The sequence below is a fragment of the Nonomuraea roseola genome (assembly GCF_039535395.1).
Classification (GTDB): domain Bacteria; phylum Actinomycetota; class Actinomycetes; order Streptosporangiales; family Streptosporangiaceae; genus Nonomuraea; species Nonomuraea roseola.
This window is the reverse complement of the sequence record NZ_BAAAXC010000014.1, coordinates 63,918-77,316: the sequence shown is the minus strand read 5'-3', so window position 1 is coordinate 77,316 and position 13,399 is coordinate 63,918. Positions and strand designations below refer to the sequence as shown.

At 71.2% G+C, this 13,399-nt stretch carries 16 protein-coding genes and 1 pseudogene; 9 read left to right on the top strand and 8 right to left on the bottom strand.

Annotated elements, in window-relative coordinates; genetic code table 11:
• Window positions 1-19 precede the first annotated feature (19 nt).
• A complete protein-coding gene (locus ABFX55_RS18685) occupies window positions 20-1,630 on the top strand; it encodes a hypothetical protein (RefSeq protein ID WP_346122681.1) in 1,611 nt (536 codons plus the stop codon).
• 5 nt (window positions 1,631-1,635) lie between these two features.
• On the opposite strand, the gene ABFX55_RS18680 is transcribed toward ABFX55_RS18685, so the two are convergent.
• From ABFX55_RS18680 to ABFX55_RS18665, 4 genes are all read right to left on the bottom strand, one after another.
• The gene (locus tag ABFX55_RS18680; RefSeq protein WP_346122679.1) at window positions 1,636-1,911 is read right to left on the bottom strand and encodes a hypothetical protein; all 276 of its coding nucleotides are present in this window, start codon (window positions 1,909-1,911) and stop codon (window positions 1,636-1,638) included.
• On the bottom strand, window positions 1,904-2,464 hold the full coding sequence (locus tag ABFX55_RS18675) for an RNA polymerase sigma factor (protein WP_346122677.1): 561 nt from the start codon (window positions 2,462-2,464) through the stop codon (window positions 1,904-1,906). The genes ABFX55_RS18680 and ABFX55_RS18675 overlap by 8 nt, the downstream gene beginning before the upstream one ends.
• 294 nt (window positions 2,465-2,758) lie before the next feature.
• A complete protein-coding gene (locus ABFX55_RS18670; protein ID WP_346122676.1) occupies window positions 2,759-3,736 on the bottom strand; it encodes a hypothetical protein in 978 nt (325 codons plus the stop codon).
• Between the two features lie 80 nt (window positions 3,737-3,816).
• Window positions 3,817-4,110 carry a hypothetical protein gene (locus ABFX55_RS18665; protein WP_346122674.1) on the bottom strand — a complete coding sequence of 98 codons (294 nt, stop codon included), beginning with the start codon at window positions 4,108-4,110 and terminating at the stop codon, window positions 3,817-3,819.
• A 137-nt stretch (window positions 4,111-4,247) separates the two neighbouring features.
• On the opposite strand from ABFX55_RS18665, the gene ABFX55_RS18660 reads away from it, so the two are divergent.
• On the top strand, window positions 4,248-5,213 hold the full coding sequence (locus ABFX55_RS18660; protein ID WP_346122673.1) for a TetR/AcrR family transcriptional regulator C-terminal domain-containing protein: 966 nt from the start codon (window positions 4,248-4,250) through the stop codon (window positions 5,211-5,213).
• A gap of 13 nt (window positions 5,214-5,226) precedes the next feature.
• Here ABFX55_RS18660 and ABFX55_RS18655 read toward each other — a convergent pair whose 3' ends face one another.
• A complete protein-coding gene (locus ABFX55_RS18655; protein ID WP_346122671.1) occupies window positions 5,227-5,643 on the bottom strand; it encodes a VOC family protein in 417 nt (138 codons plus the stop codon).
• A gap of 80 nt (window positions 5,644-5,723) precedes the next feature.
• Here ABFX55_RS18655 and ABFX55_RS18650 point away from each other — a divergent pair, with 80 nt between their 5' ends.
• Both ABFX55_RS18650 and ABFX55_RS18645 read left to right on the top strand, forming a co-directional pair.
• Entirely contained in the window at window positions 5,724-6,548 is an 825-nt protein-coding gene (locus ABFX55_RS18650; protein ID WP_346122669.1) for a helix-turn-helix domain-containing protein, read from the top strand.
• Window positions 6,549-6,672: 124 nt separating this feature from the next.
• Complete coding sequence (locus tag ABFX55_RS18645; protein ID WP_346122667.1) at window positions 6,673-7,560, top strand: MBL fold metallo-hydrolase; 888 nt, start codon at window positions 6,673-6,675, stop codon at window positions 7,558-7,560.
• Here the strand turns inward: ABFX55_RS18645 and ABFX55_RS18640 are convergent.
• Complete coding sequence (locus ABFX55_RS18640; RefSeq protein WP_346122666.1) at window positions 7,551-8,225, bottom strand: phosphotransferase; 675 nt, start codon at window positions 8,223-8,225, stop codon at window positions 7,551-7,553. The genes ABFX55_RS18645 and ABFX55_RS18640 overlap by 10 nt on opposite strands.
• A gap of 220 nt (window positions 8,226-8,445) precedes the next feature.
• Between ABFX55_RS18640 and ABFX55_RS18635 the strand changes: the two genes are divergently transcribed.
• On the top strand, window positions 8,446-8,631 hold the full coding sequence (locus ABFX55_RS18635) for a hypothetical protein (RefSeq protein ID WP_346122664.1): 186 nt from the start codon (window positions 8,446-8,448) through the stop codon (window positions 8,629-8,631).
• A 187-nt stretch (window positions 8,632-8,818) separates the two neighbouring features.
• Here the strand turns inward: ABFX55_RS18635 and ABFX55_RS49835 are convergent.
• Window positions 8,819-8,962: pseudogene (locus ABFX55_RS49835) on the bottom strand (helix-turn-helix domain-containing protein); the annotation flags it as partial.
• A gap of 86 nt (window positions 8,963-9,048) precedes the next feature.
• On the opposite strand from ABFX55_RS49835, the gene ABFX55_RS18630 reads away from it, so the two are divergent.
• The 4 genes from ABFX55_RS18630 to ABFX55_RS18615 all read left to right on the top strand — a co-directional run bounded on the left by ABFX55_RS18630 (window position 9,049) and on the right by ABFX55_RS18615 (window position 12,521).
• Window positions 9,049-9,315 (top strand): hypothetical protein, encoded by a 267-nt coding sequence (locus tag ABFX55_RS18630; RefSeq protein ID WP_346122663.1) that lies wholly within the window; start codon window positions 9,049-9,051, stop codon window positions 9,313-9,315.
• Between the two features lie 139 nt (window positions 9,316-9,454).
• A complete protein-coding gene (locus tag ABFX55_RS18625) occupies window positions 9,455-9,988 on the top strand; it encodes a PadR family transcriptional regulator (RefSeq protein ID WP_346122661.1) in 534 nt (177 codons plus the stop codon).
• Window positions 9,985-10,725 carry an ABC transporter ATP-binding protein gene (locus ABFX55_RS18620; protein WP_346122659.1) on the top strand — a complete coding sequence of 247 codons (741 nt, stop codon included), beginning with the start codon at window positions 9,985-9,987 and terminating at the stop codon, window positions 10,723-10,725. Before ABFX55_RS18625 ends, ABFX55_RS18620 begins: the two co-directional genes overlap by 4 nt.
• A 5-nt stretch (window positions 10,726-10,730) precedes the next feature.
• Window positions 10,731-12,521, top strand: a complete 1,791-nt coding sequence (locus tag ABFX55_RS18615; protein WP_346122657.1) for an ABC transporter permease — start codon at window positions 10,731-10,733, stop codon at window positions 12,519-12,521.
• 205 nt (window positions 12,522-12,726) lie between these two features.
• Here the strand turns inward: ABFX55_RS18615 and ABFX55_RS18610 are convergent, their stop codons facing one another.
• Window positions 12,727-13,365 carry a nucleotidyltransferase domain-containing protein gene (locus tag ABFX55_RS18610; RefSeq protein WP_346122656.1) on the bottom strand — a complete coding sequence of 213 codons (639 nt, stop codon included), beginning with the start codon at window positions 13,363-13,365 and terminating at the stop codon, window positions 12,727-12,729.
• Window positions 13,366-13,399: the final 34 nt, after the last annotated feature.

The window sequence follows — 13,399 nt, the reverse complement described above, 5'->3', positions numbered from 1 at the left end:
ATTTCAGCACGCGGTGCCCTTGCTGATTCCCGATGAGTCCGGATATCTGCTGGCCGCGCGGCTGCTGTCGGGCGGCGCCGCGAGCGATCTGTCCTGGCGGACGTTCTACCAGGGCGGCTATCCGCTGCTCATCGCCCCGGCGTACTGGCTCAGCGACGATCCCGCAACCGTCTATCGCCTGGTCATCGTCATCAACGCGATGGTCGGGGCGGGGCTGCTGGTCCTGGCCTATCTCGCGCTCCGGCGGATCGGGCTGCCGAAGGGCAGGGCCTATGTGCTCGCCCACGTCACCGCGCTCATTCCCTCCGCGGTGTACTACTCCCAGTTCGCGCTCACCGACGCCGTCCTGCCGGTGATCGTCCTCGGCTGGCTGCTCCTGCTGCACACCTGGCTGGACGGCGGCGGCAGGTCCCACGCCGTCGCGGCGAGCGCGACGGTCGCCTTCGCCTACAGCACGCACGCGCGCGGGCTCATCCTCCTCGGCGTGCACGCCTGCCTGCTCGCCCTTGTGGCCGCCCTGCGTGGCCGTACGGCCCGACGTGACCTCTGGCCTGCGGCCGCCGTCGCGGCGGCAGGAGCCGGCCTCGGCTGGGCGCTGAACACGTGGGTGCGGCACCAGATCTACCCGAGCGGCGTCGCGCCGCTCGGGGACTGGCTCACCACCCGGCTGACCAGCTGGGACGGCCTGGCGTGGACGCTGTCGGTGGCCACGGGCCAGCTCTGGCACGCGATCGTCGCGACCTGGGGACTGGCGGGCGTCGGCCTGGTCGCGCTGGCCGCCCTCGTGCTGCGGCGGGGCGCGCCTTCGGCGGACCGGCTGGTGGCGGGCGCCACGGTGGCCGCGGTGGCCGGTGTCGCCCTGGCCACGGCGGCCGCTCTGCCGAGCGAGGGCACCGTCGCCAACCTCGCCTACGGCAGGTATCTGGCCTGCCTGACGCCCGTGCTCCTCGTCGTGGGGCTGACGGTGCTGACCCGCGCCCGCCGCGCGGTGGCGCTCAGGGCGGTGCTCGCGACCGCGGCCCTCACCCTGGCGACGATGGCGATCGTCAGGATGCACGCGGGCGAGCGACTGGCCCGCGACTTCTTCGGCGTGTTCGACTTCCCCGAGATCTCCTTTCTCACCTGGAACTGGGAGTCGCTCAACCTCGGCCTGGCCACGCTGACCGCTGTGCTCGCGCTCACGCTGGCCGCGCTGGTGAGGGCCACGCTGCCTCGGAGAAAGGGGCTGGCCGTCATCGCCGCGGCGTGCGTGGCGGCCGAGTGCGCGATCGCGGGAGTGACCGTGGCGAAGGTCTCCGCGCCGTGGGGCAACGTGCTGAGTTTCGCCACCGACCTCACCCCCGCGGGCCTACGTCCGGAGGACAGGGTGGGCATCAGCTACGAGGGGCTGCACTGGCGCATCTGGGTCTCGCACGCGGTCCAGGTGCCGACCAGGCTGGTCCCCGTCGACCTGCGCAGGCCCGACTGGCTCCCGCCCGACGTGACCCTCGTCGTGGTCCCGTGGCGGGCGGGAACGCCGAGCCAGAGCACCTGGCCCGCAGCGCCCAAGGGCTGGTGGCCTGTGATCAGCAACCAGAACCACGCGGGGAACTGGGTGGCATGGCGCCGTGCGCCCTCGCCCGCCACCTGATCCTGTCAGGGCTTCGCCGCATGGCCGTCGGTCAGCTCGCACCGGCCGTCAACGCACGAACGCCGCAGCCTGCCCATCGAGATGGTCTCCACCAGCCCGATCGCCCAGCAGGTGGGGCACCCGCGCAGGGCGAGCAGGCCGACAGGGGCGAGCACCAGACTCACGAGCCCCAGCGTGGGCAGCAGCGCCACCGAGGCGATCAGCGCGCCGAACCCCACCACGCCCCGAACCAGGTGCCGGGGGAGCGAGGCGCTGGCGAAGCTCCTTCGATCATCAGACATCGTCGCCTCCTACAGCCTGGTCCTGTGCGCCGTGCAGGGTGCGGTTGACCGTCGCGCGGGCGCGGTGCAACCGCGACTTCATCGCGGGGACGCTGAGGCCGAGCGCGTCGGCGACCATCCGCCCGCTGTACCCCTGGACGTCCCGCATGATCAGCACGTGCCGCTGGTCGGCGGGCAGGGCGGCGATCGCCGTCGCCACCCTCCCGGCCTCCAGCCGTCGCACCACCTCGTCCTCGGCCGACAGCGTGGGCGTGTCCTCCATCAGGACGTGGTGGTGCAGCACGAGCCGCGACCTGCGCAGGCACTCGTTGCGGACGATGCGGAACATCCACGAGGCCAGCGCGCCCGAGGCCCGCAACATCCCGATCTTGCGATAGAGGATGATCATCGCCTCCTGCGCGGCGTCCTCCGCGTCCTCCGGCGAGGCGCACAGCGCGTGCGCGAACCGCCGTACGTGCGGGTGCGCGCCCGACACCAGCGCGGCGATCGACTCGACGTCACCGCCCTGCGCGGCGACGATCAGCTGCCTTCCAGGCCAGGTCGTATCAGCCACGCGAGCGCCTCCGCCGGCGCAGCACGACAGCGCACGTGCAGACGAGCGCGGCCGCGACGATGACCACGGCACCAACGATCATGACAACCTCCGGATCCTGTGCCGGCATTGTCGCCGACACGTATAAGAGGCGCGAAGACCCCCAAAGGATTCACGACCTTATCCGGGCCGTTGACGGCGGCCAGGGTCTCCTCGCCGCGCCCGGTGAAGGAGAAGTCGTCCAGGCCGATCAGCTCGGTGGCCTTGACCCGCGCTGTGCGGGCGCCCCGCGCGCCGTGAGCTGAGTCCTCGTTCTCACCGGAGCGCGGTGTCGCCCCGCCCCGAGGATCCGACGAGCCCACGAGTCGGCAGCGCGCCAGGCGAGTGCCCGTCGCCGGTGGGCGCCGCCTCGCTGCGGCGGGCCGCCGAGATGGTCATGGCCGCAGGCAGCGCGGTCACGACAGCCGTCACCGCGAGCGCGGTCCAGGTGGCTGCGTCCGGGTGGACCAGCGACTGACCACGCAGCGCCTGCCACGCCGTGACGGCGAACAGCGCGGTGTACCCCAGGATGACGACCCCGGTCAGCCGGGCGCGCACGCGTTCGCCGCGCAGCCAGCCGATCCGGGCCGCGAGGGCGGTGAGAACCAGCACCGCGAGGACGAACACCTGGATGGAGTGCAAGCCGATGAAGTGCGGAACGCGCAGGTCGCCACCCACGGTGCTCCAGTTCGTGATCGGCATGCCGCCGCCGTCCGGTGCCCCCACCCCGTGCTGGCCCACCAGCGAGACCGGGTTGCCGTAGGCGTCCTCGACCGTCCGGGGTCCGCTCGCGGCCCACCCGACCCAGAAGGACGCCAACGCCATGCCGAGGACGGCCAGCCCGATCCCGGCCCGCAGAGCCCAGGTGAGTGCCGTGTCACCGACCCGCTGGAACAGCAGCATGACGGCGATGACCAGGCTCACCCCGAACAACCCGATCACGCCCGAGGAGAAGACCTGCTGGCCGATCTGGTTGAACGGATCGGTGTCGGCGTTGAAGTGGCTGTAGGTGCCGCGGGCGGCCTGCACCGTGATGAACCCGACGTCGACCAGCCCGGCGACGGCGAAGGCCGTTCCGAGGGTCCACATCGTGCGCCTCGCCCGGCGCAGCTTCGGCAACAGCCATGCGAGCGTCGCGCCGTAGATGACGAACGACACTCCGAACTTCAACGGCTTCGCCCAGATCGACTGCTGCATGAGCTCACGACCGTCCATGAGGAGACCGAAGCTCGCGACGACGACGAGCGCGGACATCGCCGCCACCATGGTCATCAACGGTCGGTGCCACGACCGCACTTCGGCGGACGACATGGACCACGAGTCGCCCCGCCGGCTCATGCGATCTCCGATCCCGCGCCGCCCACGCTGGTGGAGGCTGTGCCGAGCATCATGGGAGCGAGCCACTCCTCGTGGGGCACCCGGCCTGCGGCCCACGCCGGCCATGCCGAGGCGCCCTGGTGACGTCCGGCGATGTCGGCCTCGTCGGCGGGACGGGTGAAATCGAACTGGCGGCGGTGGTCGCCCGTTTCGAGCAAGAGCTCAACACCGACGGGACCGGTCGTGAACGCGTCGGTGAAGACGCTCAGAACCGCCCGCCGAATGGACGCGTACGGTGTATCTAATGTCATGCGCCCATCGTAGCCAGACCATGAAACAAGTCATGGTGAATGGGGCTGTGAGGCTGACAAAGTGAACTAGTACTGCCGAAATTGAACTAGTACACTTGCGGTCGGCAGACGACACCACCAAGGAATCGGGGGCTCCCATGCCGTCGTCAACGCAACGGCCGGATCCGCCGTACCGGCGGATCGCCGCGGAGTTCCGTGCGCGGATTCTCGCCGGCGACCTGCGGCCAGGCGATCGCATGCCCTCCATCCGGCAGATCGCCCAGCGACGGGGCGTCGCGGTCGCGACCGCGACCAAGGTGATGGCGGCTCTGCGTGACGAGGGGCTGGTCGAGGCGAAGGTCGGCGCCGGCACGGTGGTCAGCGCCCGCGCGGGTCACAGGCAGCCGGCCGGCCCTGCCACGTCACCGAGACCGCGGCAGGCCGGCGTCCCCAAGCGGGCACTGCGGCGCGAGCACGTGCTGCGCGCCGCCATCGCGATCGCCGACACCGAGGGGCTCGACGCCGTGTCCATGCGACGGCTCGCGGCCGAACTCGGCGTCGGCCCCATGTCGCTGTACCGGCACGTGGCCCACAAGGACGAACTGGTGACGCAGATGGTCGACGAGGTCTTCGGCGGACAGGAGCTGCCCACCCCCGGGCCGGAGGGGTGGCGAGCCAAGCTCGAACTGATCTCCCGCCGGCAATGGGAGCTGGGGCGGCGACACCTGTGGCTGCCCAGAGCCGTCTCGTTCACCCGCCCGTTGCTCGTCCCCAACATGATGGCCCACACCGAGTGGACCCTGCGCGCGCTCGACGGGCTCGGGCTGCCCATGGCGACACGGATTCGAGAGGCGCTCACACTGCACGCCCTGGTCGTCACCGTTGCCCTGTCCATGGCCGACGAACTCGAAGCCGAGCAGGAGACCGGTGTGACGCTCACCGGATGGTGGCTCGCCCAGCGGGAACGGGCCGACGAACTTCTCGGCAGCGGACGATTCCCCCTACTGGCCACGGTTTCCGAAGAAACGGTGTCGGACCTGGACGGACTGTTCGAGTACAGCCTCGCTCGCCATCTCGACGGTTTCGCCGCCATGGTGGAGGGAGGATCCCGAACGCGGTCATGATCGGCGCCGCCCGTCAACGGCCTTCGGAGGTGGGACGGTGGTGCACGTACTCCACGACCGTCCCGTCCGGGTGGCGTGCGTTGAAGCCCGCGCCTGTGGGCACCTGCTGCAACGGGAAGATGATCTCGGCGCCCTCCGCCACCAGCCTGTCGTGGTACGGCACGACGTCGTCGACCAGCAGCGTGCCCGTGGTGCTGCGGAAGGGGGCCAGCGCCTCGGCGTCGCCCTCGATGACCAGGAACGCCCCGACCGTCGCGAGGCACAGGCCCGCCTCGGGGAAGTCGAAGCGCGCGTCGGCCTCGACGTGCTGCAACCGCTGGTAGAACTCGACGCTCGCCTCCAGCCTCCCCTGCGGCACGAACACGCGGATCAGCACGCGGGGCTCGGTGAGGGTGGAGGAGTCGGTCTGCTTTCGCCATAGCCGTGTCATGTGATCGAGCATCGCGGAGAACCGCGGGCGCAGGCAGGTGAGGATCGATGGTGGTAGCCGTACTCATAGGATTCCTGCCCATGGACGCCTCACTGCGCCGCGAGCTGGGCGCGCACCTGCGCGCGGCCAGAGAGCAGGTCACCCCCGCACAGGCCGGGCTGGGCGGCGGCGGCAGGCGGCGCACACCCGGGCTGCGCCGCGAGGAGGTCGCGGCGCTGGCGGGGGTGAGCGTGGCCTGGTACACGTGGCTGGAGCAGGGCAGGGCGAGCACGACCAGGCAGGTGCTCGACGCGATCTGCCGCGTGCTCGTCATGGACGCGGCGGCCCACCGGCACACGCTGTCGCTGGCCGGGTTTCTGCCGGCGGCGCCGCGAGCGGGCCGGGCGCCGATCGTGGTGGGGGAGGCGACGCGGGCGCTGGTCGACGGCTGGGCGACGACTCCGGCGGCCGTCCTGGACGAGCGGTTCGACGTCCTGGCCGCCAACCGGGCCTACCGTCTCGTCTGGGGCGATCCCGATGCGGCGCCCGCCCAATGGCGCAACGCCCTGCTGCTGCTCGCCGCGCCACACGTCGGCGGCGGGCCGTACCGGGTGGTGGAGGAGGAGCCGCTGCTGCGCGGGCTGTACGAGCAGTTCCGCGCCGACACCGCGCACTGGCCCGACGACGAGCGCGCCGCCGAGATCGTCGCCCTGCTCACCAAGGAGCGCCCGGACGCGGCGCACTGGTGGGAGTGCAGGGCGGTGCAGGACTTCGCGCCGATCACCGCCGCCGTCGAGGGGGCACAGCCGGGCCTGCGGCTGACCTTCTCCCTGCTGCGGCCCGTCGCCGAGCACGGCCTCTACGTCTTCGCGCACACCCCCGCCGACGAGCGCAGCCGCGAGGCGCTCACCGCGCTCATCAGCTGATCCTGCCGGGTGGGGTCGGCGGCGAGCCGGCGGTCACCTCACACACCTCGCCGCGCTCGTCGTTGCCGTGTCGCCGGCGCGGGACGGCGGTGACGACCTGACGGAGTGAAAGGGAGAGGGAACCATGGCGCACTTCGCGGCAGAACGGGACGAGCGGCTGCGGCGGCCTGCGGGTATCCGCTCGGTACGCCTCGGCGACACGAAGGTGTCCTTCGTGCCGGACGGGGCTGTGCAGGGCAGGCCGCGCGACTGGCTGCCCGACACCACCGATGAGATCTGGGCCGCTCATCCGGAGTACCTGGATGCCTCCGGCCATCTTGTGGCGAGCATCGGCGGCCTCCTGGTGGAGAACGGCGGCCGCGCGCTGCTGATAGACGCGGGGTTCGGCCCGCAGTCGCTGCCGGCCGAGCCGGGGAGTCCGAACGGCGCCATCTACGGTGGCGCGCTGCTGGACAGTCTGGCCGCACTCGGCCGCAGGCCAGAGGAGATCGAGGCCGCGGCCTTCACCCACCTGCATCCCGACCACCACGGCTGGGCCCTGCAGCCCGCCCCTGGCGGTGACCGGCCGGTGTTCGCCCAAGCCGAGTATGTGGTGACCGAGCTGGAATGGGCCGAGGCGAGGGACACGGCCAACGAGGTCGTCGCCGCGCTGGCACCGCGCATCCGTACGGTGAGCGGCGGCCAGGAGATCTTCCCCGGTGTCGAGGTACAGATCACCGGTGGCCACACGGCCGGGCACGCGCAGTGCGTCATCACAGGGGGCGGAACCCGGCTGATCGCCTTCGGCGATGCCCTGCATTCACCGATCCAGGTGGACCACCCCGAATGGTCCTGCGTCTACGACCACGACCGTGCCGGCGCCGCCGACCACCGCCATCGTCTCGTCGCCGAACTGGAGGAGCCGGACACGATCGGTTTCGGCATCCATTTCGCCGACGTCGTGTTCGGGCAGGTCCACCGGGACGGCGACGGCCCCGCCTGGCGGCCCCTGGACGGATCGGTTCACGACTGAGCGAAGCCGGCCAGCTCGTCCACGGCCGTCTCCAGTGCCGCATCGACGCCGCGTTCGACCATGGTCTGATAGGCCGGGTCGCCTGCTGCCGCAGTGCGCCTGATGCCTTCGGCCGAGGCGCTGACGCGTTCGCGGACGATCTCGACGAACTGCCCGACGGGGCCGCTCCAGCCGTAGGTGTCGAGGAACAGCCGCAGTCTTTCGGGTCGGTCGGCGAGCGCGGTGAATCCTTCCGCCGCCACGACGTGGCGAGCGTGCAGCGGCACCCAGGCGAAGGCGGTGAAGGCGAGGTCCCACTCCAGGGTCACCGGAGCGGCGAAGTCCCAGTCGAAGAAGCCGACGAGGCGTCCGTCGGCCCAGGCCGCGTTGTAGGGGGCGGCATCATTGTGGCCGACGATGAGGCCGGGTCGCCAGGTCCCTCCCTCGCGCCACACCGCGTCCGCAGGGGGGACGAAACTCGCCACGGCGGCGTGGAAGTCGCGCAGCCAACGAGCCACCTGGCACAGCGCGTCCTGGCTGTGTACCCACGTGGGCCATGGCCGCGCGGTCCCGACCACGTCGCCTGGCAGGAACGAGAGCACCTCTCGGTCCTGGTCGTCGAACCCCAGCGCGCGTGGAGCTCCGTCGAAGCCGACGTCCTCCAGGTGCCGGAGAAGCGCATGCACCGAGGACGCCCACGGGCCACGGGTACGGCGGACGGTGTCGCCTGCCCGAACCGCGCCGCCTGTGTTCCCGCCGGGGAGGCGTTGTTCTTCCATCACGGTCCCATCCTGGCCCACCTCGGGTCATATCCACCTCCAACTGACCTACAGCCGGGCTCCAGGTGATACACAGGCCCGTCGCGATGGACTCATCAACGTTCCGACGAACGAGGAGGAGTCATCGATGTCGCGTTTCTCCAGGGCGGGTAAGCGGGCCGTGGCCGTGATGCTCGGCGCTGTCGCCGCGGTCATGATCAGCGGCGCCACCGCCGCCCCCGCCCATGCGCAGCCCAACGACGGCTACATCGTCTGGGAGTGGTGTTTCGACTGGGAGGACGGCTTCTTCGGCCAGTGCGGCCACTACCTGTGATCGATGACCCGGAGCCCCGTCGGGGCTCCGGGTCGTCCGGGCGTCCATGGTCAGGGCCCGGTAGGACCAGGAGAAGGCTGTCCGGGCCTCGGCGGGTGTCCAGACATCCAGCGTCAGGCTGCGGGCGCCGTGGGCGGCGACGCGGTGAGCCCAGCGCAGGGCGAGCGTCGTCTTGCTCGGCGGTCTGGCGCTGCGGCGAGCTGAACCTGCCGCGTTCCATGTCGCCGATCGCCCGCACGCTCACCCCGGAGGACTCCGACAGGTCCTCTACCGTCATCCGCGCAGCCGTGCGAAGCTGCCGCAGTAGGGAGCCGAACTCCTGCCCGGTCACTGTCCGCCCCTACCTCCGTGGTGATCCGCCGAGGCACGATCATCACACGACGACGGTGTGCGTGACCTGGCGCTCTCACATACTGGGTGATCGGCAACACCGGGGCGCGGTCAGCGCGAAGGCCGAGCGCGCCGGCGAGCTTGTCCACCTTCTCGCTGCCGTTGAAAGGCAGCGAATCCACGTCGACAGCGCCCCTCGACGGCGGGTGGAGTGTCGTGCGCCTCCGGGGCGTCCAGCTCGGACTGGAGTTCCTGACGTTCCACCTCACCGCGGTCACTGGTGACGTCGTCGGCGGTGCCGGCATCAGCGGCGGACATGCCGGTTTCGCCGGGCCGGGGGACGTCCGTTCATGAGAATCATGGAGCCTTCCACGCGGGTTCACCGTCCTCGCCGGGACAGGTCCACCGGCTCGTCCCCGGAGATCGCCAGGGTAAGCGTTTTGACACCTCCCATGGGTAACCGCTATCTATTGGCCAACCGTTAGGGGGTGGAATGCAGGACGCAGTGCTGGCGATGCTCGCAAAGGAGCCGTCGCACGGGTACCACTTGCACGCTCGGCTGCGGCGGAGTCTTGGTCCGCTGGGCGAGTCGATGAACCGTGGTCAGATCTATGTGACGTTGGCCCGGTTGGAGCGCGCGGGGCTCGTTGTCTGTGAGCGGGCGGACGGCCTGCCCGAGCGGCCGGAGCGCAAGGTCTATGCGCTGACGCCTGCCGGGCAGCAACGGGTGGCCGCCTGGCTGGCCGAGGTGGGCTGGCCGAAACCGGACCTGGCGGAGTTTCATCTCAAGCTCGCCGCTGCCGCCGCGGCCCGGCTGGCCGACCCGGTGGAGCTGGTGGCGGCGCAGCGCCGTGAGCTGCTGCGCCGCTTGCGTGAGGCGCAGCAGGCGGCGCTGGCCGAGCCGGCGGGGTCGGGCGCCGGCCTGCTGCTGGAAGGGGTCGTGCTGCGGTTGCAGGCGGACCTGCGTTGGCTGGATGCCTGTGAGCGGGCCTGGTCCAAGGTCGATGACGAAGTCGAGGGTGGATGAACGTGTCAAGTGCCGCGATCCGAGCCTGCGGCCTGGTGAAGACGCATGGTCAGGGGCAGAGCCGGGTCCGCGCGGTGGACGAGGTCGACCTGGAGGTGCCTCAGGGGCAGATGCTGGCGGTGATGGGGCCCAGCGGCTGCGGGAAATCCACTCTGCTGCACCTGCTGGGCGGCCTGGAGCGGCCCAGCGATGGAGAGGTGTGGGTGGCCGGGCGGCGCATCGACACGCTGAGCGAGCGAGCTCTGGCGCGCATGCGGCGCCGGTCGGTGGGGTTCGTCTTCCAGGCCTTCCATCTGATGGAGGAGTTGTCGGCGGCCGAGAACGTGGAGCTTCCCGCGCTGCTGGCCGGGCGCTCGCGCCGCCAGGCCAGGCGGCGCGCGAGCATGCTGCTGGAACGGGTCGGGCTCGCCGCTCGCGCCCGGCACCTGCCGTCGCAACTGTCGGGTGGGCAGCGTCAGCGGGTCGCCGTCGCTCGCGCGCTGGTCAACGACCCGCTGGTCGTCCTGGCCGACGAGCCGACCGGCAACCTCGACACCGCGGCGACCCTCGATGTGCTGAGGATCTTCGAGGAGCTGCGTTCCGCGGGGCAGACCTTCGTGATCGTCACGCATGACGAGCGGGTGGCGGCCACGGCGGATCGGCTGGTGTCGATGCGCGACGGGATGTTCGTCGACGACACCTGGCTGGCCGGCTCCCACCCGAGCGGGCTCGGCGGGCTGATCGGGCTGGAGGGCTGAACGTCATGAGCTCCATCGTGCTCGTCATGCGTCTGGTGCTGGCTGACGTGCGGCGGCACAAGGTCCAGGCCGTGATGCTCCTGCTCGCGGTGACCGTGGCCACCGCCACGATGGCACTGGGCCTGTCCCTGCGCGGCGTGAGCGACGCGCTGTACGAGCAGACCCGCGCGGCCACCGCCGGGCCGGACGTGGTGGCACTCTCCGGCGACACGGGCTCCGCCGTGACCTCGGCCCTGGCCTCGCTGGCGAACGAGCCAGAAGTCATTGCCCACCATGGCCCCTATCGCATCGTCTATGCCGACCTCACCACGCGCGATTCCACGTCGTCCCCGGTGGTGGTGCAAGGTTTCCGCGAGACGCCCGGCGCGGTCAACCGGCCGCTGCTGACCTCGGGTCAGTGGGTACGCTCCGGCGGCACGGTCCTCGAACGCGGCTTCGCCACAGCGCTGGGCGTCGGCGTCGGCGACCGCGTCACCATCGCCGGCCGGTCGTACCCCGTCGTCGGGATCGCCGTGACCGCGGCCACCTCCATCTACCCCTGGGCGGCGCAGATCGGGCCGGGCGGTGGCCCCAGCGACTACAGCGGCCTGGCCTGGATGACCCGATCAGATGCCCGGGCCCTGGCGTCGTCCCACGATCTCCCAGTGACCTTGGCCCTGGACCTCAAGCTGCGTGACCCCGCCACGGCGCAGGCCTTCCTGGACGCCCACCGCGTCTCCACCCTCAGGGTGAACTTCCATACCTGGCAGTTCATGGCCGAGCACGACATGGTCATCCTCAGGAACACCCAGCCGATCCTGGTCGTCGGTAGCTGGCTGCTCAGCTTCCTGGCCATCACCGGAGTGGCGGCGCTGGCCGCCGGACGCTCCATCGAGCAGACGCGCCGGGCCGGGCTGCTCAAGGCCGTCGGCGCCGCCCCGGGTCTGATCGCCGCCGTCCTGCTCACCGAGTACCTGGCGCTGGCGCTGGCCGGCGACGCGCTGGGGCTGGTGATCGCCCGCCTGACCGTGCCCGCCATCGCCAGCCCCACCGCCAGCCGGATCGGCGACGCGGTCGGACCCGGCGGCGCCACCGTTGCCGCGGCGACCGTCCTCGCCGTGGCGGTGGCGGTGCTGTCCACGCTGCGTCCCACACTGTGGGCCATGCGTACGGCGACCGTCACGGCGCTGTCCGCCACCGCGCACCAGCCCCGTCACCGACCCTGGCTCACCGCGCTGTCCGCGCTGCTGCCCACGCCGCTGCTGCTCGGGCTGCGGCTGACCGCCCGCCGGCCCGGCCGCGCCGTGCTGCAGGCGTGCTCCACCGCCACCACCATGATCGCGATCGTCGCCCTGCTCACCCTCCACGCCCAGCAGGAGAGGGGCTACGGCCTGGACGGCTCCTCCGCCCTGCCCAACCTGCGGGGCGAGCACGACCGCCGGCTGATGCTCGCCGTCACCATCCTGCTGATCGCACTCGCCGTCGTGAACACCATCACCTTGACCTGGACCACTGCCGTAGAGGCCCGGGAGAACATGGCCATCGCACGTACGCTCGGCGCCACCCCAGGGCAGATCTCCGCGGGGCTGTCCACCGCCCAGCTCCTGCCCAGCCTGCCCGGCGCCATCATCGGCGTCCCTCTGGGCATCGGCCTGCTCTCGCTCTTCGCCGCCAGGAATTCGGCGGAACCCCCCTCCTCCTGGCTGCTCGGCGCCGCGCTCGCGACTCTGCTGGCGACGGCGGCACTCACCGCCCTGCCCGCACGCCTGGCGGCGCGCCGGCCCGTGGCGCAGGCCCTCAGCGCCGAAACAGCGTGAGCGGCCCCGCTCCGCGGACCTTTTCCGGGGGAGCGGCGTACCGCCGGGGCGGTGTAGACGGTCCTCCGGGAGGCCGCAGACGCCGCCGAGCAGCCCCAGCCGTAGGTCAGTAGCAGCAGGAAGGTCCGCCGCGACCAGGCGGCCACGTAGCGGAAGTGCACGGCCCGCCGTGGGGCAGGGAGGCGAACGTAAGTGGCCCGCGCACTCACCCCGCCAGCTCCGCCAGCCACGGATGCCCGGGGTGCACGCGCTCCAGCCACTCACCAAGGAGGTCCCGCCGTGCCCGGCCCAGCAGCGGCAACACCCGGTCGAAGTCCGCCTGATCCTTGGGCCGCGATGCCTTGGCTTTGAACAGCAGCACCAACTCCGGCACCAGGTACGGGATCCCGTCTGCCGTCCGCTCGATGATCGCGTCGTAGGGCAGCCGCAGCCCCTCGTCACGTCGGCAGATCCACGTCTCGCCCTCATGTGGTTCGCGGAAGACGTCGAACAGGAACTGACCGCTCGCCGGATCCCGTAGCCAGGTTTGGTGCGTGGCCGATAGCGCCTCAGCTCCCGCCCCGGGCCAGACCCGTCCCGAACCCACCGCGTCAAACACATACTCGGGGAAGCAGTCCCGAATCTCAGGGAAGCCCGCCGCGGGCACGGCGATCTCCAGATCGCCGTGCGGCCGTGATCGCCGCCCGCAGAACAGATCCAGCGCCCACCCGGCCGCGACGCACCAGGGTGCACCGATCTCACCCAACCGCTCCGTGACCTGTTCCGGCCGCCAGGCGTCCGCCCACCGGGTATGCAGTTCGTCGGCATCGAGCACGGCGCCGCCGGGTGGCAGATATTCGGTCATCGGCACAACTTACTGCCGCGACCCGACGCCGCAA

Coding starts and splice junctions, on each gene's coding strand:
- ABFX55_RS18625 (WP_346122661.1), top strand. CDS start 9,455: ATGCAGGACGCAGTGCTGGCGATGCTCGCAAAGGAGCCGTCGCACGGG.
- ABFX55_RS18665 (WP_346122674.1), bottom strand. CDS start 4,110: ATGACATTAGATACACCGTACGCGTCCATTCGGCGGGCGGTTCTGAGC.
- ABFX55_RS18645 (WP_346122667.1), top strand. CDS start 6,673: ATGGCGCACTTCGCGGCAGAACGGGACGAGCGGCTGCGGCGGCCTGCG.
- ABFX55_RS18655 (WP_346122671.1), bottom strand. CDS start 5,643: ATGACACGGCTATGGCGAAAGCAGACCGACTCCTCCACCCTCACCGAG.
- ABFX55_RS18680 (WP_346122679.1), bottom strand. CDS start 1,911: ATGTCTGATGATCGAAGGAGCTTCGCCAGCGCCTCGCTCCCCCGGCAC.
- ABFX55_RS18660 (WP_346122673.1), top strand. CDS start 4,248: ATGCCGTCGTCAACGCAACGGCCGGATCCGCCGTACCGGCGGATCGCC.
- ABFX55_RS18670 (WP_346122676.1), bottom strand. CDS start 3,736: ATGTCCGCGCTCGTCGTCGTCGCGAGCTTCGGTCTCCTCATGGACGGT.
- ABFX55_RS18610 (WP_346122656.1), bottom strand. CDS start 13,365: ATGACCGAATATCTGCCACCCGGCGGCGCCGTGCTCGATGCCGACGAA.
- ABFX55_RS18650 (WP_346122669.1), top strand. CDS start 5,724: ATGGACGCCTCACTGCGCCGCGAGCTGGGCGCGCACCTGCGCGCGGCC.
- ABFX55_RS18635 (WP_346122664.1), top strand. CDS start 8,446: ATGTCGCGTTTCTCCAGGGCGGGTAAGCGGGCCGTGGCCGTGATGCTC.
- ABFX55_RS18615 (WP_346122657.1), top strand. CDS start 10,731: ATGAGCTCCATCGTGCTCGTCATGCGTCTGGTGCTGGCTGACGTGCGG.
- ABFX55_RS18620 (WP_346122659.1), top strand. CDS start 9,985: ATGAACGTGTCAAGTGCCGCGATCCGAGCCTGCGGCCTGGTGAAGACG.